The following is a 23,170-nucleotide window of genomic DNA, read 5'->3' as shown; positions in this document are numbered from 1 at the left end:
GTAGGGTGCGCGCCCCATGTCGCCAGTCCTGGCCACGGTGGCCCTCTACTCGCTCATCATCGTCCTCGGCGCCCTCCTGGGTGCGGTGGGGGTGGTGTGGACCGAGCGGCCCACGCACCTGGTGCGCTTCCTGGCCTTCGCGGCGGGGGTGATGCTGGGCGCGGCCTTCTTCCACATGCTGCCGGAGGCGTACACCGGCGGCGGGTGGTGGGCCTTCGCGCTGGTGCCGGCGGGCTTCGCCTTCCTCCTCGTGCTGGAGCGCTACCTGGTGGCGCACGCGGGGGAGGATTTGCCGGGAGACCACATGTCCGGCACCGGGGAGCCGGCGGCGCCCGGGCAGTTGCTGGGCTTCACGGCGTTCCTCGGGCTGTCCACGCACACGCTGTTCGACGGGATTGCCCTGGGCTCGGCGGTGGAGGAGGGCGTGGGCTTCATGGCGATGCTGGCCATCGTCGCGCACAAGGTGCCGTCCGCGCTGTCGCTCGCCTCCATCCTCAAGACGGAGGGGCGCTCGCGGGGCTCCATCCTGCTCATGTCCACGCTCTACGGGGCGATGGTGCCGGCGGGCGCGGCGCTCTACTTCCTCTTCGACGCGGTGCTGAACTTCGAGAGCCTCGCCTCCAAGGCGCTGGCCTTCTCCGCGGGGACGTTCCTCTACATCGCCGTGAGCGACTTGCTGCCGCACGTGCACCGGCACGGCAAGGACAACCCGGGGCGCAACGTGCTGGCGCTCTTCGCGGGACTGGCCCTGATGTTCGTCCTCGCGCGGATGATGGGGCACCCGGCCGGACACTGAGCCGGGGCCCATCGCTCCTGACGTCCGCCGTCCCGGCGCATGCGCCGGGACCGGTGGGCCGCTCCTTCGGAGGGGGGGCGGTGGAGCGGCCCACCGGCTCAGGCGGCTGGGGTGAGTCGTCGCGTCGTCGGCGCTCCCGAGAGGCTGCGGATGACCTGGGCGCCGAACTCCGCCAGGTCTCCCGTCTTGCGCAGGTAGACGACGCCCGGTGGGGGCACCAGCAGGTCCAGCCCGCTGTGGAGGATGACGGGGACGTCGCGCAGCCACGCGTCCTCGCGCAGGGCCTTGCACAGCTCGAGCCCGTTCATCCTCGGCATCGTCAGGTCGGTGATGATGAGGTGGGGGCGCAGGTGCGGCGCCATGATCAGCGCCTCCTGTCCATCCGGAGCGGTCGCGACGGCGCAGCCCATGTTCTCCAGGACCCGGGTGTAGAGGCGGAGCAGGGTGGGGTCATCGTCAACCAGCAGGACGCTATGCAGCATGTCGCTCCTCGAAGCGGGTAGGGGCGGCATTGCCGCCGTGCTGGTGGATGGGGGGCCGCCGCGGCGGATGTGAACGGGTGGTGGCGCAGCGCCTGCCCACCGTGAGTCCAGGGGGGCCCGAGGGCGCCCGGTGGCCCGCCCGCTCCCGGCTGCACGGTGTGGGAGACGGGTGCACCCTCCTTGGGGAGGTCCGCATCTTCCGGCCCGTGTGGACCCCGACTCACCCCACGGGCCGACACCGAGGAGGCCGCGCCATGCTCACCGTGGGGGACCTGATGACCCGCGACGTCGTCACGCTGCAGGAGACGGATGGCCTGCTGAACGGGGATGACCTGCTGAAGCTCCACCACATCCGGCACCTGCCCGTGGTGCGGGACGGGAAGCTGGTGGGACTGGTGAGCCACCGCGACCTCATTCGCGCGCTGGGCCGCCACCCCGCGTCCACCCTGCAGCCCGTGGCCGTCGCGGACATCATGACGCGCGGGCTGGAGACGGTGACGCCGGACGTGCCCGCGCGTCACGCCATCCACAAGTTGCTCGACGGCCGCTTCGGCTGCCTGCCCGTGGTGGACGGCGACGACACGCTGGTGGGCATCATCACCGAGTCCGACTTCATGCGGCTGGCCTCGCGGCTGCTCGACGCCGCGGAGTCGGAGGGACGCACGGCGCCGGAAGCGGGTGTCACCGCGTCCTGAAGCGCCGGGCTTCTTCTTGCTTTCTCCACGGGCGCCTGGAGGATGCGCGCGCCCTCATGGAAAAGCGCACCGACTGGTACGAGCACCCCGAGTACTACGAGGCCATCTTCGGCACCGACACGGTGCGCGAGGTGGACTTCCTCCAGGCGCTCAGCGAGCGCCATGGCACCGGCGGCAAGCTGTGGCTGGAGCCCGCCTGTGGTGCCGGGCGACTGGTGGCCGAGGCCGCGGGCCGGGGCCACCAGGTAGTGGGCTACGACATCTCCGACGCGATGCTCGCCCACGCGCGCAAGCGCCTCACGCCCGCGCAGCGCCGCCGCGTGCGGCTGTCGCAGTCGCGCATGGAGGCCTTCGCCGAGCCGTCATTGCAGGGGCGCGTGGACCTGGCGCACTGCCTCGTCTCCACCTTCCGCTACCTGGACAGCGAGGCCGCGGCGCGCGAGCACCTCATCGGCACGCGGAAGCTGCTGAAGCCGGAGGGCATCTACGTGCTCGGCTTCCACCTCACGGACTACGCGCGCACCACGCCGGAGCACGAGCGCTGGGTGGGCCACGTGGGCAAGGACAAGGTCGTCTGCAACACGCACGAGGGCGTGCCCGAGCGCCGCGCGCGCCGCTCCCCCATGCGCAACCGGCTGCGCGTCACCGGGCCGGGGAAGGACTGGCTCATCGAGACGACGTGGTTCTTCCGCACGTACAGCGCGCCCCAGGCCAGCAAGCTCTTCCGGGACGCCGGCCTGCGCGTGGTGGCCGCGTACGACTTCGACTACGACCTGGCCTCGCCCGTGCCCCGGGGGAGCCGCCGGCTGGACCGCGTCTTCGTCCTCAAGCCGGCCTGATGCGCGCGGGGCGCCGGGCCTTCATTCCGGCGCCTCGGCCTTGGCGAGCACGTAGCACAGCTCGCGCAGCGCGGCCCGGCGCATGGAGTCCACGTCCGAGAAGCCGCCGTCGCGCGCGGCCCGGCCGAGGGACTCCGGCATCATCCGGCCCTGGCGCTCCTCGAAGTACCAGCGCCACAGCATGTCCTCGGTGATGCCCGCGTCCTCCGGCCGGGGCGTCGCCAGCCCCGCCGCCGTGAGGACGCGCTCCTTGTCCCGGGCCCGCTCCAGCAGGCCGGCGTACTCGCCCGTCAGCCGCAGGTGGTCCGCGAGGTGCCGCAGCACGTCCGGCTCGAACAGCGTCTCCACCCAGCGCACGTGGGACTCGTCGCGCAGCAGCCGCCCCAGGTCATCCACCTGCTGCTCCGCCTGCCAGCGCTCGAAGGACTCGGGCTCCAGGCCCCGCTCCTGTCGCAGCGCCTCGGCCGTGGAGCGCAGCTCGTCCTCGCCGGGCTCGCGTCCCAGCCGGCGGGCCTGCTCCACCGCCAGGGCCCGCGCCATGCTCGAGCGCCGCGCCGCGCCCAGCTCGCCACGCAGCCGCAGTTCGTCGAGGAGCGACTCGGGCGCCACGCCCTCCAGGGGCCGCGTGTCCTTGCGCAAGGGAAGCCGGCCCGCGCGCCGCCGCGCCTCCTCCCACGCATCCGTGTGCTGGAAGGGGAAGCTCACCGTCTTGGGCGACAGCCCGACTTCGAGTCGCTCGCGCATCGTGCGCAGCAGGGCCAGCGCGTCCGCCTTCTTCTGGTCCACGCGGCCCGTCGGCAGCCACGCCTCGAACGCCTTCAGCTGCGAGGCCGGCACGCCCTCCCGGGCCCCGCGCGCGAGCAGCACCGGCCAGGCCCGCTCCACGTAGAAGAGTCCCTTGGCCACCTGCTCCAGGGTCCTGGTGGTGTCCTGGCTCACGACGCGCTCGACCCAGGCCGCCGAAAGCGTGGCGCTGATGTTCACCATCGCCTCGGACAGCGGGCGCCAGCCGTCCTCCTCGCCCCCGTGCGCGACGGCGACGTCATCGTCGTCCTCCAGCTCGCCCCGCTGGAAGGCGTCGAAGATGGCGCCCACGCCCTCCATGCCGAAGGCCTCCAGCTCCGCCGCGCGGAGCGCGCCCATGCTGGCGGCGCCGAAGACGTGGATGCCCTCCGACATCGCCCAGAGGATTTCCTTGTGCCACACCGCCGGCACGTGCTCGAAGAAGCCGTCGATGATGCCGATGGCCACCGGCCCCTCCCGCGCGGCCCGGTACACGTCGCCCTGCTGCACCGGCGGAAGGTAGACGGCCTCCAGCTCCGCGCGCGCCTCCTCGGGTCGCAGCGTGGGGCCGGTGAAGATGAACACCTTCGTCATGACTCTTCGCGCTCCCGCATCGCCCGCTGCGCGCGCGCGCCGGGCATGTAGCCCGGGGCCTCGTGCGTGGGCTCCAGCCCCGGCACCACCACCCGCACCACGGGCACTCCCAGTTCCGGCTTCGTCAGGTCCACCGCCACCACCTGGCTCACCCCCACCGCGCCCAGCCTCCCCAGCACCCACGCCAGGTCGTCCTCCAGCGTCGCCCCGTCATACGAGGGGGCATCGTTGAAGCGGCGCACGGCGGGCTCCTCGCGCAGCCGCGTCCGCAGCCGGTCCGCCGCGACGCCGTCCCGGGCGGACTCGTAGGCCTTGCGGTGCAGGTCGTCCCGCGCGCCGCTGATGCGCGTGAGCCGGCTCTGCGCCGCCTCCGTCAGCGCGCGCAGCAGCGCCACCTCGCGCGACGGGTGGCAGCCCATGCCGCTGGCCACCGCCACGGGCCGGAAGGCCTCCGGCTCGCGGTCGATGATGGAGCAGGTGAAGGCGGGGACGCCCACGTCGCTCGTCGTCTCCCACGCACCCACGGCGATGCCCGCGCGCGCGTACTTCTCCAGCGCCTCCCGGCACCCGGCGTCGTCCACCGAGTCCAGGTCCAACCGGGTGCGCGCCTGGGCCCGCTCGCCCCGCGCGTGCCAGAGCGTGGTGGCGTCGCGCTCCACCACCTCGCACAGCCCGTGGAGCGTGGCCTCCACCACGTGGTTGCCGGAGGCCAGCCCGTTGCTGCTCATCAGGAACGCACCGCTGCCGGTGGGCAGCGGCAGCGTGTAGTCCGTGTGCACCAGGTCGAAGGGCAGCCACAGGGGGCTGCCCTGCATGAGATTCACGCCCTCCACCCAGAGCATCCGCCAGTTCTCGTGGAACAGGCTCACCGACAGCCGGGGCAGGCCGGCCACGTCCACCACGGCCTCGCGGAAGCGCAGCTCGTTGTACGTGGCCAGCTTCAGCGGCAGGGAGACGTGCTCGGCGTGGTAGCCCTCCACGGACTCCATGAGGCCGGACGCCCTCGCCGCGTCCAGCGTCAGTCCCTTGCCCTGCGACACCGCCAGCGAGCGCGCGTTGGGCCGCGCCACCATGACGACGGGGATGCCAATCGTGTCCAGCCCGGTGACGTTGGCGATGCGGGTGATGCCCAGCACCGGCATGAGCCGCCGTACTCGTTCCAGTGTCTCGGTGGGAGTCACCACCCGGTGCGTGCCGTGGCGGAAGTGCTTGAGGGTGCCGGAGGGCAGGGCCGCTTCCGGGGTGCGACGGGCGGGACGAAGGGGCATCAGTACTTCCGGGACTCGAAGGGAGAGGCGTCCTGCTCTTTCGCTTCCAGGTCCTTGCTGGGCGTGTAGCTCAACAGGATGCTGTTGAGGTTGAGCAGGAAGCAGGTGACGGGCTCGGCCGGCACGGAGGGTGCGGAGATGTTAGCGCCCGCGGAGCCCGCGCGCTCGTGCTCGACATGGTGCGGGATGTTGGCCACCACCGTCTCGTTCTTGAGCAGCGGCAGGATGGCCTTCGCGAGCTTCTTCATGTCCTGGGGATGCTTGGGATCAAAGGATTTCGCCTTCATCCACGTTTCAGTGGGCAGCCAGTAGACCTTGCCGTCCGGCGCGTAGAGGAGCAGGTCCGACTCGTCCACCCACAGCCGTGCCCGCGCCTCCAGGCCGCGGGGCAGGGGCGAGTCCTTCTTGGGCGTGGCCAGGAGGTCGGCGGGCGCGCCGCTCGGCTTGACGCCCTTCACGGTGACGGCCTCGTCCGTCCGGCTGACAATCTTCACCTGGGCGCGCGGTTCCTTCTCTTCCGAGGACTTCTTGGGATTCACCTTGAAATCCACGAACTGCGTCACGTTCTCCGGGACATTCGGGTTGTCCTTCGGCACGCCCATCACCTTCAGCTCGGTGGTGAAGCCCTCGAGGATGTTGACCTCGTTGGGCTGGAAGAAGAGATAGACGTATTCCTTGGGGCTCTTGGCGGCCATGCGTCCTCGGTGGCTATGGGTGAACGGCGGAAGGTCGAACCGTCACAGGTAGCCGAGTCGCCGAGCGGCGTCGCTCGCTACCTGGAGGTGCTCGCGAGCGGCAGCGGAGTCGGGCTCCGCCGCCAGCGCCGCGGACAGGGGCGCGGAGAGTGTGTCCGGCAGCCGCTGCTGGCTCGGCGCCAGCATGGCACGCGCGTGGCCCAGCGCCTCGGGCACACGGCCGTCCGCCAGCTCCACGGCCAGCAGCGGCCAGTGCGCCAGCCACTGGAAGGGGTAGACGAGCGACAGGGGCTGCCACAGCCGCAGGGCCTGCGAGCCGGCCTCGCGCGCGGCCGCGCCGTCCGCCGAGCGCAGGGCCACCCACGCCCGGTTGGCGTGCGCCGCCCCCACGTAGTCCGCCATGCGTGCGGTGGAGGCGGTCTCCAGGCTGCGCCCGGCCGCCTCGCGCGCGGCGTCCACCTGCCCGCGCAGCCGGAGGATGACGGTGAGGTACGTGAGGCAGCGTGTCTGCAGCGTCACGTCGCCCAGCCGCTCCGCCTCGCGCAGCGACAGCTCCATGCCTGCCTGTGCTTCTTCGAGCGCGCCGTGGAAGAGCAGCACCGAGGCCAGCACGCACCGGGCGCCCGCGCGCTCCAGGTCGCCGCCCGCCTCCAGCGCCGCGTCCGTGTAGGCCCGCGCGTGCGCCACCGTCTCCGCGGAGGCTTGATAACGCTCGCTACGCAGTTGCATCTGCACCAGGGAGTTGAAGAAGCGCGCGCGCTGCAGCGGCGAGCCGTGCTCCTGCACCACGGGCCGCACGCCGTCCACCAGCGCCTTCATCGCGTCGAGCTGCGCCAGCCAGTAGTGCACGGTGATGCGCTCGCCCTGGAGCTGCACCCACTCGTGCCACCAGGCCTCGGACTCACCAGATGCGGGGGAGGTCGCGTCCGGCGCGGGGCCGAGCTCGGCCTCCGCGCGCGCGTAGACGCGCAGCGCCTCCTCGTTCAGATGGTGCGTCTGCAAGGCCTTGCCCACCTTCCGCAGGACGTTGGCGCGACGGACGCGCGCACTTTGCGGAATGCGTGCCAGGGCCTCCATGAAGGCCGTGCGCGCCTCGGCCTGCCGGCCGGTGAGGGCCAGCACCTCGCCCAGTCCCTCCCAGACGCGCTCCAGCGCCAGGCCCCCCGCGCCGCCCGCGTTCCCCGGGGACGCGCTCGCGTCCTGCGCGGACGCCGCCGCCTCGCGCAGCGCGGCCTCGTAGAAGGCAATGGCCTCGCCGTTGGCGTACGCGGCGCGGGCCCTGTCCGCCGCGCGTGAGAACCACCCGCTGGCGCGGCCGGGCCTGCCCGCGCGGGACCAGTGGTGGCCCAGCGCCGCGGCGTGCCGCTCCACCTCCGGCGTGCCGGTGTAGCGGTGCTCCAGCCACTCCGCCGAGCGCCGGTGCAGCGCCTGCCGGGGCGCGGCGGGGATGCGCGCGTAGGCCACCTCGCGGAGCTTGTCGTGCACGAAGCGCAGGCGCCCGCTGCCGGACTCCTCCAGCACCTGCCGGCGGCGCAACTCCTCCACCGCCTCCTGCCCCGCGGCCTCCGACAGCGCGGCGATGGTGAGCAGCAATTCCGCGTCCTGCTCGCGTCCCAGCACCGAGGCGGCTTCCGCCAGCGCGCGTCCCTCCGCGCCCAGGTCGGCCAGCCGCCGCTCGATGAGCTCGACGATGCTGCCGGGCAGGGGGAGCGGACGGTGCGCGGTGCTGCCTCCCGCCTCGAAGAGCCACTCTCCGGAAGGCGCGCGGAAGAGCAGGCCCGCGTCGATGGCGGCGCGCAGGTACTCGGCGATGAAGAAGGGGTTGCCGCTCGTCTCCTGCACCAGCGAGTCCACGAAGGGCGCGGGCACCTCGCGCAGCGCCAGCATTCCGCGCACCATCTCCCCCGCGCTCGCCGCGTTCAGCCGTCCCACCTCCACGCGCACCGCGTCCGGCGCGCCCACGAGCGCGCGCAGGGCCGCGCCCATCTCGTCCATCCGGTACGTGCCCACCAGCAGCACCGGCCGCGACGCGAGGTGCTCGGCGCCCAGTTCCTGCAGGAAGCTCAGCGTCAGGTCGTCCGCCCACTGCAGGTCATCCAGCACCAGCAGCAGCGGCTGCACCTCCGCGAAGGCCCGCAGCGTGTCGCGCAGCGCCGCCAGCACGCGGGCGCGGGCCTCGGGGGCCGGAAGGGGCGGGGGCTCGGGCTGCTCCTGTTGGCCGGGGAGCTGCGTCAGGGACGGCTCGTACGCCGCGAGCACGCGCCCGCGCGGCCCCAGCAGCCGGTCCGCCTCCGCCGCGCCCCGCTCGTTGCACCGGTCCGCCACCGCCAGCAGCAGCGGGCGCAGCGGCTGCAGCGGCGCCGCGTGGACGTCCGCGCCCCCGGCGTCCAGCGGCACGCACTCGCCCGTCACCACCGCCATGCGCTGCCACGTGGCTTCCGACGCGAGCTCCAGCGCCAGTCGCGTCTTGCCCGCGCCGCTCTCGCCACCGAGGAACACGCGCCCGCCCTGGCCTCGCGACGCCGCGTCCAGCGCGACCATGAGGCGCCCCAGCTCGCCGCCGCGTCCGGCCAAATCAGGCCGGTAGAGGTAGGCCGGCGTCCGGGGCACCGCGCCGCCGTCGCCACCGCCTTCCGCGCCGAGCGCGTCCAGCGCCGCCGCCACGTCCTCCGCGTAGCCCGGCCGCTCCTGGGGCTTCTTCGCCAACAGCCGCAATGCCAGCGCGTCCACGCCGTCCGGCAGGCCCTCCACCCGCCGCGACGGAGGCACCGGCGCCACGTGCATGTGCTGGTGCGGCACCGGCCCCTCCCGGCCCGGGAGGAAGGGCGGCCGGCCGGTGAGCAACTCGTAGAAGATGCAACCCAGCGCGTAGAGGTCCGCGCGCGCGTCCACGAAGCCGCCGCGCAGCTGCTCCGGGGCCATGTACGCGTCGCTGCCCACCACCGCGCCGCCCACGTCCAGCGTCTCGCGCCCCCGCGAGCCGCCGAAGCGCGCGGCGATGCCGAAGTCCACCAGCACCGGCGTGCCGTCAGGACGCAGGAAGACATTCTCCGGCTTGAGGTCCCGGTGCACGAGGCCGTTGGCGTGCAGGAAGGCCAGCGGCGCGCACATCCGCCGCACCAGGGTGAGCACGAAGCGCAGCCGCTCGGGCGACACCGGCCCCGGCTCCTGCCCCGCGCTGGCGCCGCGCAGCGTCTGCCCGCGCAGCAATTCCATGGCGTACCAGGGCAGCCCGTCCGTCACGCCCTCCGCGACGATGCGGACGACGCCCGGGTGCCGCAGCCGACGCAGCGCGTGAATCTCCCGGCGGATGCTGGCCAGGGGCACCTCGGAGGCGGCCCTGACCGTCTTGACCGCCACCGCCTCGCCCGTCTCCGGGTGCTCCCCCCGGTAGACGACGCCCATGCCGCCCTGTCCCAGCACCTCATGCAGCCGGTAGGGACCGATGGTCGCCCCCACCCCAGGCAGGGAGTGGAGCCACGCTGAAGCCGTCATAGGGGGGCGCAGCATACCGGGCGCTACCCGCTGCGTCCGCCTGGAACGCACGTGCGTCCCGTCAGAACGCGCTCGCGTCCCCTCTGGACGCGTCCCGGGGTCGTTTCGGGGCCCCTTTCGGGCCAACTCCCTGAAAACACTGAAAACAGGGTGGTTGGCACGAAGTCCGCAAGAGGAATGGGCGTGGCGCCACGGGAAACCGGGGCGCCCCGCCGTCATGGAGGTCCGAGAGCGCGGAAGGAGGGGCCGCTCCTTCCGCGTTCTTCATCTCCATCTCCGCTACACTTCTGTCCTTCTTCCGATTCGGCCCTGTGAGGGGTGGCTCGGATGGCTCCAGACGGAGGCGAGTGGATGCATGACGAGATGGCGCAGCTCCTGACCGCATTGCGGGGGGCGAAGGACTTCGAGACCGCCGCGGCGGCCACGCTTCGCCGGATGTTGGCCCTGGCCCAGGAAGCCGTTGCGTCCAGTCGGTACGCAGCCCGGGCCCGTGTGCTGCGCGGGATCGTCCACCTCCGCCCCGGCGAGGCCTACCGTCGCCTGGCCGCGCTGGATGTGGGGGCCTCGGAGATTACCGATGCGAGTGTGGGAACGCCCTTCTTCACGTCGGCCACGGCCTGGCGCGCGGTGGTGGAGCACCGGTGCGCGGTGTCCATCGACGTCAACGTGGGCACGGTGCAGCCGCACGCGCCCAACGCCCCCGTGACGGGGGACCCGGGACTGGCGGGCTTCCACAGCAACGAGAGCCGGCAGCGCTTCCTCGGGCGCCATGCCACGCACGTGTGCGTGCTGCCCTTGCGCACGCCGGGCGGCAGCATCGAGGGGATGATTTCCCTGGAGGCGGACTGCCTCGCCGCCATGGGCCAGGAGTTCGTCTGGCTGTCGGCGGGGGACAAGCTGCAGCTGCTCGCGGACGTCGCCGCGCCGTACCTCGCCGGGCTGCCGCAGCGCCCGGTGGCCACGCCGGAGGTGGACGAGTTCCTCCCGGTGGTGGGCCGCTCCATGGCGGAGCTGCTGCCCATCCTCCGCGTCTTCGCGCTGCAGGATGAAACCATCCTCATCAGCGGCGCCACCGGCGCGGGCAAGTCGCGGCTGGCGCGCTGGTGCCACGAGCGCTCCAACCGCCGGGGCAAGCCCTTCGAGACGTTGGACCTGGTGACGGTGCCCGAGGACCTCCAGATGGCGGAGCTCTTCGGCTGGAAGAAGGGCGCCTTCACCGGCGCGGTGCGCGACGCGCCGGGCAGCGTGGCGCGGGCCGACGGTGGCACGCTGTTCATCGACGAAATCGACAAATTGTCCCTCAAGGCGCAGGCGGGCCTGCTGCACCTGCTGGAGTCGCGCAGCTACCGGCCGCTGGGCGAGGGCACCGGTGAGCGCCAGGCGGACGTGCGCTTCATCATCGGCACCAACGCGGACCTGCACGCGGAGGTGCGCGCGGGCCGCTTCCGCGAGGACCTCTACTACCGCGTCAACGTGCTGCCGGTGCGCATGCCCGCGCTGCAGGAGCGCACGGACGAAATCCCCATGTGGGGGCGGTACATGGTCAACCGGCGGCACCGCGAGCGCTCTCCCGAGGGCAGCGCGCGGCTGACGCAGGAGGCGGAGCGACTGCTGGTGGGCGGCAACTGGCCGGGCAACCTGCGGCAGCTCGACAACATCGTCCGCCGCGCCTACACGCTGGCCATGGTGGAGCAGACCACGCCCACCGGGGAGCTGGTCCTTCAAGAAAAGCACGTGGCCCGCGCGCTCGACTACGAGCAGGCCCCGGGTGGCAAGCCGCTGCCGGAGGCGCTGCGCGCGGCGGCGCAGGCCTTCGTCGCCGAGGCGCGCAAGCGCAACGCCCCGCTGGACCTGGACCTCGCGGACGCCTTCCGTGGGCTGGTGCTGGGCATGGCCATCCGCCAGGTGGGCCGCGACGAGGGCTTCCGTCTGCTGGGCCGCGAGAGCCTGGTGAAGAACCGCAACCACCACAAGGCGCTCAAGCGCGAGCTGGAGAAGGTGGAGTCGCTCTACAAGGCCCTGGGCGAGGACGCGTCTCCGTTCGCCGACCTGCTGACGGAGGCCGAGGCCGACTGACTGAAGGGGCGGTGCCCGCTCATACAGGCACCGCCCGGAACACCGGCACTCAGCGGGGAGGGCAGGGCGCCGCGCCGCCACCCCGCGCCATGATTCCAGGCGCGCCCCGGGCCAGCTCGTCGCACACCAGCGCGTGAAGGCGGAAGGCCATGCGTGCCTCCTGGACGACTTCCTGGACCTCGTCCGCGTCCAGCTCCAGCCCGTCGATGCGCGAGTGGAGGCGGACGCGGAAGGCCGCCAGCTCCGGCGCGGTGAGCGCGTCGTAGAAGCGGGTGCCCTGGCCGTCCTCCAGCTCGAAGGCTTCTGAGACACTCCGGGCCCGGGACGGCGCCGTGAAGACGTCCAGCATGCACCGCGCATACGCATGGGCCACGAGCAGGTGCGGCGCGTCCCCGGCGATTTCGCGCAGCCGCTGCGCGTGCAGGCGGGCCTCCAGGCAGGCGAAGGCGTCCGAGCGTGCCTCGCCGCAGAAGTAGACGAGGTCCGCTTCCAGCGCGTCCGCACGGCGCAATTCCGGCAGCAGCAGCACCGGCGTCAGCGGCGTGTCCACCACGCGCGGCAGCAGGGCCTCGAAGGCGGAGTAGAGGTGGTGGAGCTGGCGCAGGTAGCTGACGTAGTGCTGCGCCCGGACGAACTGGCCGTAGACGCCGCCCTCCCACGCGTCCCCGAAGAGCGTCTGCAGGAACAGCGAGCGCTCCCCCTGCTGGAGCGCCTGCGCCGTGCCTTCCTCCAGCAGCACGGACAGCGGGGCCGCGCCGGGCTCGCGCACGGGCGCGGCGGACTCCACGTCGGACAGGCGCCGCACGCGCGCGGACTGCTCCGTCCGGGGCAGGCGCAGGGTGCCGGTGGCGCTCACTGCTTCCACCCGCTGGAGGTGAGCGCGGGATCCGCCGTCTCGACGGGGGAGTCCTCCCGCTCGCCGAGCTGCTGGAGCGCCTCGGCCAGCGTCATCCCGATGGCCCGGAGCACGTCCTCCTCGACACGGATGGTCACCGGCCCCATCGCCAGGTGGATGTGCCCACAGGAGCACCGCGTCACCTCCGCACACGGCCCCCGCGCCAGCACCGTCTTGCCGCATCCCTGCCCGAGCATCGTGCCTCCTTGATTTTGATTTTGATTATCGAAATCAACAGAATGATGCACGAAGCGCGTGCCGAGGGCAAGCGCCATCGTGTTGCGTCTTTGGAATGGGGGACTACGGCGCGTCGGCGCCCAGGGGGGCACGCTGCTCGTCGCGCAGGCCCACGAGCACACTGGCGCCGCTGCCCGCCACGCGCAGCTCGCCGTAGCGCGCCCGCGCATACCGGTCCGCGTGACCCTCCTGGAAGAAGAAGGACTCCGCGCCCAGGCGCACGCGGTCCTGGCGGACGCGGTAGCGGAGCTTGAACTCACCCGGCGCCAGCGGCGTCTCCGGCGTGTCGTAGCGCACGAAGCGCCCCACGCCCTGCTCGTCCAGGCGCAGCACCAGGTTTCCATCTCTCGGGCGCTGCGCCAGGTCCTCCCACCGCTCGCGGCTGATGGCGTAGTCCAGCACCATGTAGTCGCCCTGCATCAGCGAGCGAGGGTCCCTGGGCGCCAGCTCCAGCAGCACCGTCTGCCCGGTGGACAGCACGTATTCCTTCTGGACGACGAGCCCCGCGGGGGCTCCCAGCGCGAGCACCAGCCCGCCGAAGATGACCGCCGCGCGCATCACCGCACCTCCGCCGCCGCGACGGGGAAGCGCCGCAGGAGGAACAATCTCAAGCCCAGGAACACCAACCCACTGCCCGTCAGCGCGAGCGCCTTGGCCAGCAGCGTGAGCCCCAGGTCGTAGTAGTACCAGCCGCCCGCCGCGAGCAGGAACGCCACCGCCAGCCCCAGCAGCACCGCCGAGCGCCGGTGGAAGCCGAGCACCATCATCCCCACCGCGGTGATGACGGCGGGCGTGTGGAGCGTCATCAGCGCCGTCACGCCCAGCGCGACGAACACCGCCGCGCCCGCCACCCCCGACGCCTCCAGCCCCAGCTCCTTCATCACCCGCCACGCGGTGTAGAGCGTCAGCGCCGTCAGCCCCAGCGTGAGCACCGCATCCGGTGTGGAGATGCCGTGCATGCGCAGCTCGCGGACGAAGGCGCCAGCGAAGTTGAGCGTGAGCAGCGCGCCCATGACGCCGCAGGCCAGCGCGAAGGCCACCGGGCCCACCAGCTCGCCCCAGCGCCCGCGCCGCAGCCGGGCCTGCTCCAGGAGGAGCCAGTGGACGAGCACGGCGCCGCCGAGCAACCCCAGCTGCATGCCCAGCTCACCCAGCCCCTTCCAGAGCAGGAACACCGCCGCCCCCGCCATGCCCAGGGCCATGAGGAAGCGGAGGATGGCATCCGGGAAGAGGGCGAGCAGCACCGCGCCGAGCACGAGCTGGATGACGGCGGGCGCGATTTCGCTCTCCGTCATCATGGCGATGCCCGTCTGCACCATGGCGACGCCGGCCAGGCACAGCGCCAGCGCGAGCTGCTCCATGAAGGCCCCTCGGGTGCTCCGCCGCAGCAGTGTGGCGCCGCCGCCGATGATGAGCCCGAGGACGGCCAGCAGCGCCTCCTCGTTCCAGAGGCCGACGCAGCCGAAGAAGCTCAGGAGGAACGCGGCGGCCACCCATGCGCCGAAGCCGGCGAGCGCCTTCACGAACCACGGCGTGGCCACGTCGGTGCGCCGGTACACCTCCATGGTGGTGCGGGCCCGCTCCCCGGCGTCGGGGGCCAGGTGGCCCTCGGCCTGGAGGCCATTCAAGACGTCCTGCAGTGTGGGACGTGCCATGTCAGGCCTCCTCCGCCGCGCCCGTGGCCCGGGCTTCGTTGCGCAGCCACCACACCGCGAGCGCCACCTCGCCGATGACGACGAAGGGCAGGATGAACAGGCTGAACTCGTCCACGTTCGCGTCCACGATGAGCAGGCGGCCCACGAACGTGGTGGCGAGCGTCATCGCGGACAGCACGCCCAGGGTGAGCAGGAACAGCTCGCCGCGCAGGTGGCGGTGCAGTGCGTACTCCGCCGCCAGCGAGCCCAGCACGAGCAGCAGCGCCACGCCGGCCCCCGGGCCCACCTCGGACGGCGCGACGATGAAGGCCACCGCCGCCGCCATGAGCGGGGCCACCGTCATCACCGCGAGCCCGCGGGGCACCCACCGTCCCTGGAGCCAGGACAGGCCCGCGTTGGCGAAGTGCTCGTACGTGGCCCACGCGAAGCCGTTGAGCAGGCCCAGTACCACCGCGAGCCACGCGGCGGTGTCCTCGTCGCCGTCGAGCACCTGTACCCAGAAGAGGACGATGCCGGTGTTCACCAGCAGGACCAGGAACAGCCACAGCGGCGCGAAGCGGGCCAGGAGCACCCACGGGAGGATGAGCACCGCCCAGCCGACGAACAGCTCATACGGGTCCGCGCCCGTCTGGTAGGCCTGCCCGTACACGGCCAGCAGCGCCCCCACGAGCACAGCCGAGGCCAGCAGCGAGAGCTGGCCGGCGAGCCCCTCGCCCAGCCGCCACGCTCCCACCGCGGTGCCGACCAGCGCCGCGGCGATGAGGCCCAGCTTCCCGAAGCGGTGCAGGGCCGCCCAGTTGTACGCGAAGAAGTAGATGACGCCGGAGAGCACGAGCAGCGTGCCCAGGGCCATCAGGGTGGTGGAGAGGAAGCTCCGCCACTCGGTCCGGGGCGGCGAGGCCACGGACAGGTGCAGCGCGCGCTCCATCGCGGCGGGCGGAAGGACTCCGGCGTCCGCGAGCGCGCGCAGGCGCTCGGGCGTCGCATCCAGGTCGAGCAGGTCTTTCGGCACGGGGGCAGTGTAGCCGTCCCGGGGGCCGGGGTAACCTTGCTGGACACGAAGGAAGGGGAACGCTCCCGATGGCGACCGTGGATTGCCCGAAGTGCGACCGGCCTCTCGACGTGACGGGGCTTGCGCCGGGCACCCTCATCACCTGCCCGTGTGGCAACGTGACGACCGCTCCGTCCCGCATCAATCGGAAGTGGCTCTTTCTCGCGCTCGGGCTGCTGGCCTGTCCGTGCATCGGCGCGGTCGCCGCCATCACGATTCCCAACTTCGTCCGCTTCGGCCAGCGCGCCAAAACGGCGGAGTGCAAGTCGAACCTGAAGGGCTGGTACGCGGCGCAGCGGTACCACTTCCAGGACACCCGGACCTACGAGCCGGTCTTCTCGAAGGTGGGCTTCGCGCCCGAGCGGAGCAACCGCTACGCGTACTTCGTGGGCCCGGGGCCCATGGAGGTCCGCGACACGGAGCGGAACGAGACGCCCGAGGGCGCGGTGTCGATTGGCGTGGACACCTTCCGGTTCACGGAGTCGCGCGCCGTCGACCTGGAGGCGCTTCCCGCGCCTGTGAAGAAGCGGCTCGGCGTCTCCGGGACGTGCCCCGAGTGCAACATCACGATGGCGTGCGCGGCGAACACAGACAACGACGAGACGCTGGATGTCTGGGTCATCTCCACCGGACCGCTGGACCTCCAGGCCGAGGACGGTGAGGCCGCCGAGCCCGGCGTCCCCCTGCACTTCGTGGACGACACGCGCACGTGAGGCGCTGACGTCCCGTTTGCGGGCAAACGCTAGGGGCGCCCCTGCTGGTGTCCAGGGGCGGCATCGGCATCGCGTATGGGAGGCGCCCTTAGCGCTGCAACCGCTCCATGAGCAGCGTCCAGAGGTGTTCGGCAGCGCCTTCGTTCGAGAGCTTCTCGTTGCGCTGAGGGCCGTGGGTCTGCATCCCGAAGCCCTTGAGGTAGAGCGATTGGCTATCGTTCTCGACCCTCAGCATCTCGTTGAAGCCGCCACTTGCGGACGCGTCGTACGAGAAGGCGATGCCATTCTCCAAGCCTGAACCACCCAGGCTGATGGCGCACTCCGTTACCTTTTGGCCGTGCCTGTAGATGTGTGCGACGAAGCGCCGTGCGTCGATGCGCTGGTACCGGGTCTTGATGTCGGCGTTTCGCTTCTGAAGCTCGTCCAGGGAACCCTCGAAGAACCTGGCCATGTACTCGAAAGAGTCGTGCATGAACTGATCTCGATCGAGCTGCGAGAATTCCCTCTTCACGCGCAGGTTGCTCGACCGTGGCAGCTCAGGACCTGCCGTCACGGCGGGGGACGTGCCGGCGGTTGACCCGCTCGGCGTTGCTGGCCGCCCAGCGATACCGCGAGCCGGAGTCCCTCCGAGCGCCTTGACCGCCTCACGGACCTTGACGGCGACGTCCGTGAACGCCTCGTCCTGATTGGGCCACATCGTGACTGCTTTCCCATCTCGAGGAGCAGCCAGCAGCTTGCCGAACGGTGCGGAGTGCCAATCACACGGACGCAGAATTACAGGGATGACCTTTGCATTGCCGGCCTCATGACGCTCAAGGGCGCGCATCATTTCCTTGGAGTAGCAGTACTCCGAGGCCAGAAAATCAACGCTGACGAGTAGCAGGATGACATCCGCCTCCTCGAGATGCGTGCTGATGGCTGCGTCGAACTCGCTGCCCGCCGTGATTCGACGGTCGTGCCAGGGCTCGATGAGTCCCTGGCGCTTGAGCATCGTGAGGTGTCCCTCCAGCACGTTGCGGAGCGCCTCATCGGCGTGGCTGTAGGAGAAGAAGAGCTTCGCCATGAGTTGGAGCCCTCGTTGAACCCGCTCAAAAGATACTGGCGAGCAATCCAGGAAGCAGAGGCGGCCTGCCTGGTCGTGGTGCAGGCGGCCAGCATCTGCGAGCGAAGAACGCAACTTGCCGCGACGGCCGGGGCACACTGCTTCGTGCATCCCTCCAGCCGCGGCGCGTTCCTCGCTTCTCGCCGAACAAGGGATGGGCTCTCATCTCTCCGCCCATGAAGCCCACGCCCAAGCCACTCTTCCTGCTCGCGGATAGCTCGCTCCTGTTCTGGCGCAGGGGAGACAAGCCGTTCCTGGACTGTCTCCACACGTTGATGCGAGCGGACGCGGGAGCCGCTCCGCTCCAGGCCGCGTACTTGGGCGCGTCCAATGGCGACGAGCCCGCCTTCTACGAGCTCTTCGTCGGCGCCATGGAGCTGGCGGGCATCTCCCACTGCCGGATGATTCCCTCACGGCCCTCGGACGAGGACCTCGCGTGGCTGGCGCGTGCGCACGTCATCCTGCTGGCGGGAGGAGACCCGCTGCTGGGCTGGGAGACCTTCCAGCGCAACGGCGTGGAGTCGCTCCTGCGCGAGCGCTACCGGGAGGGCGCCATCCTCATGGGCATCTCCGCGGGCGCGATGCAGCTCGGCGCGCGGGCCTGGCGCGAGGACCCGCCTCCCGGCGAGCTGTCCCTGTTCCCAGTCCTCGGCCTGGCGCCCTTCGTCGTTGGCGTCCACGAAGCACCGGAGTGGAAGGAACTGAAGCGCGCCATGCGGGCCGCGGGCCCGGGGGCGCGTGGAATCGGCATCCCGCTGGGAGGCGGCGCCCTCGTCCACCCGGATGGGACGCTGGAGCCTGTGCGCCACCCGGTGGCCACCTTCCAAAATGAAGGCGAGCAGCTCCGTCAGTCGCTGGTGACCAGGTAGGACTCGGGGAGGGGACGCTCCTCGCAGTCGAGCGCCGTGCCGTCCTCCCACGCCAGCATCAGCAGGTCCGCCGGCCCGTCGAGCGCGATGATGGGGTGGTGCCAGAGTCCCGGGCGGTAGTTCACGCCCTGGCCCGGGCCACACACGAAGGCGCGCAATTGCGACAGGTCCGGCTCGCCGCGCGCATCGTCCGGGCACACGACGACGAGGAAACGCTGGCACTTCAGGGCCACGAACATCTGCGACGAGCACGGGTGCCGTTCGAGCAGCCGCACCTCGAAGGGCAGTGTCTTCGCCACCGAGCGGAACACCGCGAGGTTGGGCTGGGCCTGCTCCCGGCTGCCGCCGAGCTGGGCCACCCTGTCGAACCGGGTGGCGGTGCCCTGGTTGGCGCTGGAGCCTCCGGAGAGGTCCAGGCCGATGACGTCCCCAAAGGGAGCGAAGGCCTCGCGGGTGAGGGGTTGTGCTCGAAGTGGCGCTCGCATGGTCCGTCTCGCTCCCTAGGTGCCCAGGCTGGTGATGTGCTCGCAGAGGGTCCGCATCTTGTGCTCCCACCGGGCGCGCCGGTTCCGCGCGGCGCTCGTGAAGAGGATCCGGGCCAGCGCGTAGCCGTCCGCGGCGACGCCGAGGAACACGCCGAGTCCCGTGAAGACCGAGGAGGTGAAGATGGCGGTGAGTGTCCCAAGGGGAATGCCGAGGCCGCCACCTACGCCTCCCCAGACGCCGCCATACAGCCCGCCCGCGAGGGCGCCCTGCGAGGCCATCAGCTCCACGCGCAGGCGCCCGCCGTTGCTCCAGAGGGCGACCTTCTCCGGGAGCGAGCCGTCCTGTTCCTTCCGCGTCCAGGTCAGCCGTTGTTCATCACGGAAATGGAAGACGGTGCCCTTTCCGCCCATCAGGTCATCCATCATTACGGCCAGTCTTTCGAGGTTCTTCGGCATGAGCTGCACGGAGAGGGTGCGCTCCAGAGAGACTGAGAGGGACTCACCGAAGAAGAGGCTCTTCGTCCCGAGGGTGGCCGGAGCCTCCAGGGACTCGGCGGCGCGGCGGACGCTCTCCGGCGAGATGCCCGCGTCCGCGGCGATGCGCTCCAGTTCCTCCAGGCTCAGCTCGGCCGAGGCCTCGCGCGTGCCGAGGTGCGCCGCACGTCGCAGGATGAGCTCGGCCTCTTGTTGGGTGAAGTGACGGGCTGGCTCTCGCGGCTTTTCCATGAGCGTGCATCTTGCCTCAACCCGGGGGCGCGGCTGGTAGCATCCCGGGGACACAAGGACACGGTGATGGACTCCGTCAGACAGAACCCCCGGCCGCGACGCTTCCTGCTCCTGCTGTCCTCCCTTCTTCTGCTGGGCGCCTCGTCTCCCCAGACTCCCATGAGCTCTCCTCCTGCCGTCCCCACCCAGGCGATTCCCCCTCCGAAGGCGCTCGCGGCGCTGTGGCCGGAGGTGCACTCGAAGGCGCTCCCCGTGGCCCCGCTGGTGCGGCACGGCGACGTGGAGAAGCACCTGAAGGCCCTGCGCGAGCGCGCACCGGACCTTTTCCAGTTGGAGGTGGTGGGGCACTCGGTGGAGGGACGCGCGCTGTACCACCTGTCGCTGGGCACGGGCGCGCGACACGTCCTGCTCTGGTCGCAGATGCACGGCGACGAGCCCACCGCCACCACGGCCCTGCTGGACTTCTTCGAGTACGTGCGCACGCACCGTCAGGAGCCGTGGGTGGCGCGGATGCTCACCGAGCTCACCCTCCACGCCGTGCCCCTGCTCAACCCCGACGGCGCCGAGCGCTTCCAGCGCCGCAACGCGCAGGGCATCGACATCAACCGTGATGCGCTTGCGCTCCAGACGCCGGAGGCGCGGACGCTCAAGGGACTGCGGGACAGGCTCAAGCCCTTCATCGGCTTCAACCTCCACAACCAGAGCTGGCGCCATGCGGTGGGCCGCACGGGGCGCCCGGCGTCCATCTCCCTGCTCGCGGCGGCGTTCGACGAGAAGCGCAGCGACAACCCGGGCCGGCTGCTGGCGAAGAAGGTGTGCGCGGTGATTCGCGACGCGGTGGAGACGCTCGCGCCGGGGCAGGTGGGGCGCTACGACGACTCCTTCGAGGTGCGCGCCTTCGGCGACAACATGACGCGCTGGGGGACGCCCTCCGTGCTCATCGAGACGGGCGCCTGGAGCGCGATGCCGCCGGACGAGCCGCTGGTCCGGCTCAACTTCGTCGCGCTGGCCACGGCGCTGGACGCGCTGGCCACCGGGAAGGCCGCGGAGGCGGACGTCGCGCGCTACGACTGCATCCCGGAGAACCTCAGCTCGGGGCTCGTGCAGGTGCTGCTCAAGGACGTGGGCCTGTTCGGCGCGGATGGGAAGCCCTTCACCGCGGACGTGGGCATCGCCGTCACGCGCGAGGTGCGCAAGCAGAGCGGCCAGCTCACGCTCATGCATGTCGGCAAGGTGGAGGAGCTGGGAGACCTGCGCGTCCTGGGCGCCATCGAGTCGGTGGACGGACGGGGACTCTTCGCCGTGCCGCTGGCGGGCCATGCCGCGAAGCAGGGCGACACCCTGCGCCTGGAGAAGCCCGGGAAGGACGCGGTGGAGACAGGCCAGTCGGGGGAGCTGCTGCTCCTGAAGCCGCTGGAGCCCGCGTCCACCTATCGCGTCGAGCGCATCCTCCGCTTCGACCACGACTGATTCGGTCGCGAGCGTCCCTCAGCGAGGTTGGATGAGGAGCCGGGCCTCGTCCCAGGTGAGCCCGTAGTGGAGCAGCGTCTCCTCCACGGGCTCCCTCCTTGCCGGAGGTGGATGCGCCACACCGTCGAACCGGAGCAGCAGGACGGTCCTGTCGGACGCCCCCGAGGCCAGGACCGACCCGTCCGGCGAGAAGGCCACGGCGGACAGGAAGCCCTGCTGCCGGCGGACGCCTCCCATCAGCGCTCCCGAAGGAAGACTCCAGACCTTCACGACCATGTCCATTCCCGCCGACGCGAGGAACCGGCCGTCCCGTGACAGGCCGAGGGACATGACGCCGACGGTGCCTTCATCCATCGACTTCAGCAGGCGCCCGTCCGTGGCACTCCACATCCGGATGGGCTGCTGCATCCCGGCCGTCACCAGCGCGTCGCCGGATGCGGTGAAGGTCACCGCTCGCACCCGCTCACCCGCATCGAGCCGGAAGAGCTGCTGACGCCGGTCCACGTCCCAGAGCCGCACCGTCTTGTCAGCGCCGCCGGACGCGAGTCGCTTCCCCGTCCCATCGAAGGCCAGGGCCCAGAGCTTCCCGGTATGGCCCGCGAGCCGACCCACGGCCGCACCCGAAGGGATTGACCACAGGTGGATGTCCGGGTCGCCACCCGCAGCGAGCGTCTGTCCATCAGGACTGAAGGCCAGTGCCCGTACGGACCCCTTCACCCCGGAGAGCTCCAGGAGCTGTCGTCCTGAAGCCGCCTCCAGCACCCGCACCGTGCCCTTCAGGGTTCCCACTGCGATGAGCCTGGAGTCGGGGCTCACCGCCAGGGACGCCACCGCCTCCGTCCCCTCCGCGCGCGACACCGGCTCGTTCCAGTCCGAGAGGCTCCACCTGCACAGTCCGTCCTCGGCGCCCGAGACGAGCTCGCGCTCCCCGGAGAACGCGAGCGTCTCCACCCACTCCGAGTGTCCACGGAGGACCACCTCCGCGGGCGTGACCGGTCGGGACCAGACGTTCAATACGCCATCCCTTCCACCGGAGGCAAAGGTGCGCCCGTCGGGTGAAAGGGCCACGCTCATCGCGAACGCGCGATGCGCGTCCAGTCGCTCCAAGAGCTCGCCGCTGCGAGCATCGAGGAGCTGCACGCGCCCGTCCCATCCCGCCTGCACGACGAGCCGGAACCCGGCGTCGATGGCGGCGACCGAGACATCACCCTGGCCTCGCAAGACGTTGACGAGCTGTCCCGACTGCGCGCTCCAGAGGCGCACGGTGCGGTCGCCCGCCGCGGTCATGATGAGTCGTCCATCGGCCGAGAAGGCTCCTGACTCCACCTTCTCCTCGTGCCCGACGAGGCGGTGGACCTCCTTGCGCGTCCCCAGGTCCCACACCCGCGCGCTGCGGTCCATGCTCGTCGAGAGGAGCTGTCCGCCCTCGGGAGAGAAGGCCACGGCGATGGCGTACGCGTCGTGCTCGAACCGGAGTTGCTCGGTCCCCCCGCTGGCGTCCCAGACGCGCACCGTCTTGTCCAGGCCACAGGACGCCAGCAGGCGCCCATCGGGTGAGAACGCCAGGCCGCGCACGGCGTCGGAATGCCCCTGGAACAACGCCACCTGTCTGCCATTGCGCCAGTCCCAGACACGGACTTCTCCAGGCAGCCCCGCCGAGGCCAACCGTCCGCCATCCGGAGAGAAGGCGAGGGCGAGCACCTCACCCGGGTGGCCCTTCAGCTCCGTCAGCAGCTCCCCACGCTTCACACTCCACAGGCGAACGATGAAGTCGCTGCCCGCGGAGGCCAGCACCTCTCCATCCGGAGAGAATGCGAGCGCGAGGACGGAACCCGTGAGCTTCTGCGTCCACCGCTGGGTGGAGGCACGGTCCGTGGCCCAGGCCTGCCCCCACCGTGCCGCTGGAGAATCCGATGACACCCGCGCGGCCGCGTAGGAGGCCGCCGCCACGCCCCATTGTTTCGATTCAACGGCCGCGTCGCCCCTCGCCAGGTAGATGCGCGCGCGCAGCTCCTGCTCCGTGGCGCCGGTGGAGGACCGGTGCGCCGCACAGGAGGTGAGCAGCAGCAGCAGGACTCCCCAGCTCAGGGACGGAACTCTCAAGGTACGGGCCTCCATGACACGCCAGCCCCACACGTGGGGTCATCCGCCTGCAACCGGGCCCACGCTGCTCATCCAGAAGATTCACCGCCTCTGGGCCGTCCTCGCCTCGGTGGTGCGGGATGCGGCACCGCGCCTCGTCCC

Annotated in this window: 21 protein-coding genes; 7 read left to right on the top strand and 14 right to left on the bottom strand. The window is 71.3% G+C overall.

Annotation, left to right across the window (positions count from 1 at the left end; all coding sequences use genetic code 11):
- Window positions 1–16: 16 nt before the first annotated feature.
- On the top strand, window positions 17–796 hold the full coding sequence (locus G4D86_RS18405; protein ID WP_163995282.1) for a ZIP family metal transporter: 780 nt from the start codon (window positions 17–19) through the stop codon (window positions 794–796).
- Window positions 797–894: 98 nt separating this feature from the next.
- Here the strand turns inward: G4D86_RS18405 and G4D86_RS18400 are convergent, their stop codons facing one another.
- A complete protein-coding gene (locus G4D86_RS18400; RefSeq protein WP_163995281.1) occupies window positions 895–1,278 on the bottom strand; it encodes a response regulator in 384 nt (127 codons plus the stop codon).
- Window positions 1,279–1,532: 254 nt separating this feature from the next.
- Between G4D86_RS18400 and G4D86_RS18395 the strand changes: the two genes are divergently transcribed.
- Together G4D86_RS18395 and G4D86_RS18390 are read left to right on the top strand one after the other, a co-directional pair.
- Window positions 1,533–1,973: a CBS domain-containing protein gene (locus G4D86_RS18395; protein ID WP_163995280.1), complete on the top strand. Its 441-nt coding sequence runs from the start codon at window positions 1,533–1,535 to the stop codon at window positions 1,971–1,973.
- Window positions 1,974–2,029: 56 nt separating this feature from the next.
- Entirely contained in the window at window positions 2,030–2,812 is a 783-nt protein-coding gene (locus tag G4D86_RS18390; RefSeq protein ID WP_163995279.1) for a class I SAM-dependent methyltransferase, read from the top strand.
- A 21-nt stretch (window positions 2,813–2,833) separates the two neighbouring features.
- Here the strand turns inward: G4D86_RS18390 and G4D86_RS18385 are convergent, their stop codons facing one another.
- Genes G4D86_RS18385 through G4D86_RS18370 form a run of 4 tightly spaced genes read right to left on the bottom strand, consistent with a single transcriptional unit; the run spans window position 2,834 to window position 9,662 of the window.
- Window positions 2,834–4,189 (bottom strand): TfuA-like protein, encoded by a 1,356-nt coding sequence (locus G4D86_RS18385; RefSeq protein ID WP_163995278.1) that lies wholly within the window; start codon window positions 4,187–4,189, stop codon window positions 2,834–2,836.
- Window positions 4,186–5,457 carry a YcaO-like family protein gene (locus G4D86_RS18380; RefSeq protein ID WP_163995277.1) on the bottom strand — a complete coding sequence of 424 codons (1,272 nt, stop codon included), beginning with the start codon at window positions 5,455–5,457 and terminating at the stop codon, window positions 4,186–4,188. The genes G4D86_RS18385 and G4D86_RS18380 overlap by 4 nt, the downstream gene beginning before the upstream one ends.
- On the bottom strand, window positions 5,457–6,152 hold the full coding sequence (locus G4D86_RS18375) for a hypothetical protein (RefSeq protein WP_163995276.1): 696 nt from the start codon (window positions 6,150–6,152) through the stop codon (window positions 5,457–5,459). Before G4D86_RS18375 ends, G4D86_RS18380 begins: the two co-directional genes overlap by 1 nt.
- A gap of 42 nt (window positions 6,153–6,194) precedes the next feature.
- A complete protein-coding gene (locus G4D86_RS18370; protein WP_163995275.1) occupies window positions 6,195–9,662 on the bottom strand; it encodes a serine/threonine-protein kinase in 3,468 nt (1,155 codons plus the stop codon).
- Between the two features lie 312 nt (window positions 9,663–9,974).
- On the opposite strand from G4D86_RS18370, the gene G4D86_RS18365 reads away from it, so the two are divergent.
- The gene (locus G4D86_RS18365) at window positions 9,975–11,723 is read left to right on the top strand and encodes a sigma-54-dependent transcriptional regulator (RefSeq protein ID WP_275899121.1); all 1,749 of its coding nucleotides are present in this window, start codon (window positions 9,975–9,977) and stop codon (window positions 11,721–11,723) included.
- Between the two features lie 49 nt (window positions 11,724–11,772).
- Here the strand turns inward: G4D86_RS18365 and G4D86_RS18360 are convergent, their stop codons facing one another.
- The 5 genes from G4D86_RS18360 to G4D86_RS18340 form a co-directional block, all read right to left on the bottom strand.
- Entirely contained in the window at window positions 11,773–12,579 is an 807-nt protein-coding gene (locus G4D86_RS18360; protein WP_163995273.1) for a biliverdin-producing heme oxygenase, read from the bottom strand.
- Complete coding sequence (locus G4D86_RS18355; protein WP_163995161.1) at window positions 12,576–12,815, bottom strand: hypothetical protein; 240 nt, start codon at window positions 12,813–12,815, stop codon at window positions 12,576–12,578. Before G4D86_RS18355 ends, G4D86_RS18360 begins: the two co-directional genes overlap by 4 nt.
- 103 nt (window positions 12,816–12,918) lie before the next feature.
- Entirely contained in the window at window positions 12,919–13,416 is a 498-nt protein-coding gene (locus G4D86_RS18350) for a GDYXXLXY domain-containing protein (RefSeq protein ID WP_205519627.1), read from the bottom strand.
- Window positions 13,413–14,510 (bottom strand): DUF4401 domain-containing protein, encoded by a 1,098-nt coding sequence (locus tag G4D86_RS18345; protein ID WP_163995271.1) that lies wholly within the window; start codon window positions 14,508–14,510, stop codon window positions 13,413–13,415. The genes G4D86_RS18350 and G4D86_RS18345 overlap by 4 nt, the downstream gene beginning before the upstream one ends.
- Before the next feature lies 1 nt (window position 14,511).
- Window positions 14,512–15,522: a DUF2157 domain-containing protein gene (locus G4D86_RS18340; RefSeq protein WP_163995270.1), complete on the bottom strand. Its 1,011-nt coding sequence runs from the start codon at window positions 15,520–15,522 to the stop codon at window positions 14,512–14,514.
- Window positions 15,523–15,590: 68 nt separating this feature from the next.
- On the opposite strand from G4D86_RS18340, the gene G4D86_RS18335 reads away from it, so the two are divergent.
- Window positions 15,591–16,274: a fimbrial protein gene (locus tag G4D86_RS18335; protein ID WP_163995269.1), complete on the top strand. Its 684-nt coding sequence runs from the start codon at window positions 15,591–15,593 to the stop codon at window positions 16,272–16,274.
- Between the two features lie 88 nt (window positions 16,275–16,362).
- On the opposite strand, the gene G4D86_RS18330 is transcribed toward G4D86_RS18335, so the two are convergent.
- Complete coding sequence (locus G4D86_RS18330; protein ID WP_163995268.1) at window positions 16,363–17,337, bottom strand: toll/interleukin-1 receptor domain-containing protein; 975 nt, start codon at window positions 17,335–17,337, stop codon at window positions 16,363–16,365.
- Window positions 17,338–17,552: 215 nt separating this feature from the next.
- Here G4D86_RS18330 and G4D86_RS18325 point away from each other — a divergent pair, with 215 nt between their 5' ends.
- Window positions 17,553–18,245, top strand: coding sequence for a Type 1 glutamine amidotransferase-like domain-containing protein (locus tag G4D86_RS18325; protein WP_163995267.1), 693 nt, complete (start codon window positions 17,553–17,555; stop codon window positions 18,243–18,245).
- Here G4D86_RS18325 and G4D86_RS18320 read toward each other — a convergent pair.
- Both G4D86_RS18320 and G4D86_RS18315 read right to left on the bottom strand, forming a co-directional pair.
- Window positions 18,224–18,730, bottom strand: a complete 507-nt coding sequence (locus G4D86_RS18320) for an ureidoglycolate lyase (RefSeq protein ID WP_163995266.1) — start codon at window positions 18,728–18,730, stop codon at window positions 18,224–18,226. The two genes, G4D86_RS18325 and G4D86_RS18320, sit on opposite strands and share 22 nt — an antisense overlap.
- A gap of 15 nt (window positions 18,731–18,745) precedes the next feature.
- Window positions 18,746–19,456 carry a hypothetical protein gene (locus G4D86_RS18315; protein WP_163995265.1) on the bottom strand — a complete coding sequence of 237 codons (711 nt, stop codon included), beginning with the start codon at window positions 19,454–19,456 and terminating at the stop codon, window positions 18,746–18,748.
- Between the two features lie 159 nt (window positions 19,457–19,615).
- Between G4D86_RS18315 and G4D86_RS18310 the strand changes: the two genes are divergently transcribed.
- Window positions 19,616–20,926: a M14 family metallopeptidase gene (locus tag G4D86_RS18310; protein WP_163995264.1), complete on the top strand. Its 1,311-nt coding sequence runs from the start codon at window positions 19,616–19,618 to the stop codon at window positions 20,924–20,926.
- A gap of 18 nt (window positions 20,927–20,944) precedes the next feature.
- Here G4D86_RS18310 and G4D86_RS18305 read toward each other — a convergent pair whose 3' ends face one another.
- Window positions 20,945–23,029 (bottom strand): WD40 repeat domain-containing protein, encoded by a 2,085-nt coding sequence (locus G4D86_RS18305; protein WP_240360328.1) that lies wholly within the window; start codon window positions 23,027–23,029, stop codon window positions 20,945–20,947.
- Between the last annotated feature and the right edge of the window lie 141 nt (window positions 23,030–23,170).

It is taken from the genome of Pyxidicoccus caerfyrddinensis (assembly GCF_010894405.1).
GTDB classification, from domain to species: domain Bacteria; phylum Myxococcota; class Myxococcia; order Myxococcales; family Myxococcaceae; genus Myxococcus; species Myxococcus caerfyrddinensis.
Note: the sequence above shows the minus strand (reverse complement) of the source record. Positions and strands in the feature narration are given on the sequence as shown.

Coding starts and splice junctions, on each gene's coding strand:
- G4D86_RS18365 (WP_275899121.1), top strand. CDS start 9,975: ATGGCTCCAGACGGAGGCGAGTGGATGCATGACGAGATGGCGCAGCTC.
- G4D86_RS18400 (WP_163995281.1), bottom strand. CDS start 1,278: ATGCTGCATAGCGTCCTGCTGGTTGACGATGACCCCACCCTGCTCCGC.
- G4D86_RS18375 (WP_163995276.1), bottom strand. CDS start 6,152: ATGGCCGCCAAGAGCCCCAAGGAATACGTCTATCTCTTCTTCCAGCCC.
- G4D86_RS18345 (WP_163995271.1), bottom strand. CDS start 14,510: ATGGCACGTCCCACACTGCAGGACGTCTTGAATGGCCTCCAGGCCGAG.
- G4D86_RS18385 (WP_163995278.1), bottom strand. CDS start 4,189: ATGACGAAGGTGTTCATCTTCACCGGCCCCACGCTGCGACCCGAGGAG.
- G4D86_RS18320 (WP_163995266.1), bottom strand. CDS start 18,730: ATGCGAGCGCCACTTCGAGCACAACCCCTCACCCGCGAGGCCTTCGCT.
- G4D86_RS18390 (WP_163995279.1), top strand. CDS start 2,030: ATGGAAAAGCGCACCGACTGGTACGAGCACCCCGAGTACTACGAGGCC.
- G4D86_RS18395 (WP_163995280.1), top strand. CDS start 1,533: ATGCTCACCGTGGGGGACCTGATGACCCGCGACGTCGTCACGCTGCAG.
- G4D86_RS18335 (WP_163995269.1), top strand. CDS start 15,591: ATGGCGACCGTGGATTGCCCGAAGTGCGACCGGCCTCTCGACGTGACG.
- G4D86_RS18330 (WP_163995268.1), bottom strand. CDS start 17,337: ATGGCGAAGCTCTTCTTCTCCTACAGCCACGCCGATGAGGCGCTCCGC.
- G4D86_RS18310 (WP_163995264.1), top strand. CDS start 19,616: ATGAGCTCTCCTCCTGCCGTCCCCACCCAGGCGATTCCCCCTCCGAAG.
- G4D86_RS18325 (WP_163995267.1), top strand. CDS start 17,553: ATGAAGCCCACGCCCAAGCCACTCTTCCTGCTCGCGGATAGCTCGCTC.
- G4D86_RS18315 (WP_163995265.1), bottom strand. CDS start 19,456: ATGGAAAAGCCGCGAGAGCCAGCCCGTCACTTCACCCAACAAGAGGCC.
- G4D86_RS18380 (WP_163995277.1), bottom strand. CDS start 5,457: ATGCCCCTTCGTCCCGCCCGTCGCACCCCGGAAGCGGCCCTGCCCTCC.
- G4D86_RS18370 (WP_163995275.1), bottom strand. CDS start 9,662: ATGCTGCGCCCCCCTATGACGGCTTCAGCGTGGCTCCACTCCCTGCCT.
- G4D86_RS18405 (WP_163995282.1), top strand. CDS start 17: ATGTCGCCAGTCCTGGCCACGGTGGCCCTCTACTCGCTCATCATCGTC.
- G4D86_RS18355 (WP_163995161.1), bottom strand. CDS start 12,815: ATGCTCGGGCAGGGATGCGGCAAGACGGTGCTGGCGCGGGGGCCGTGT.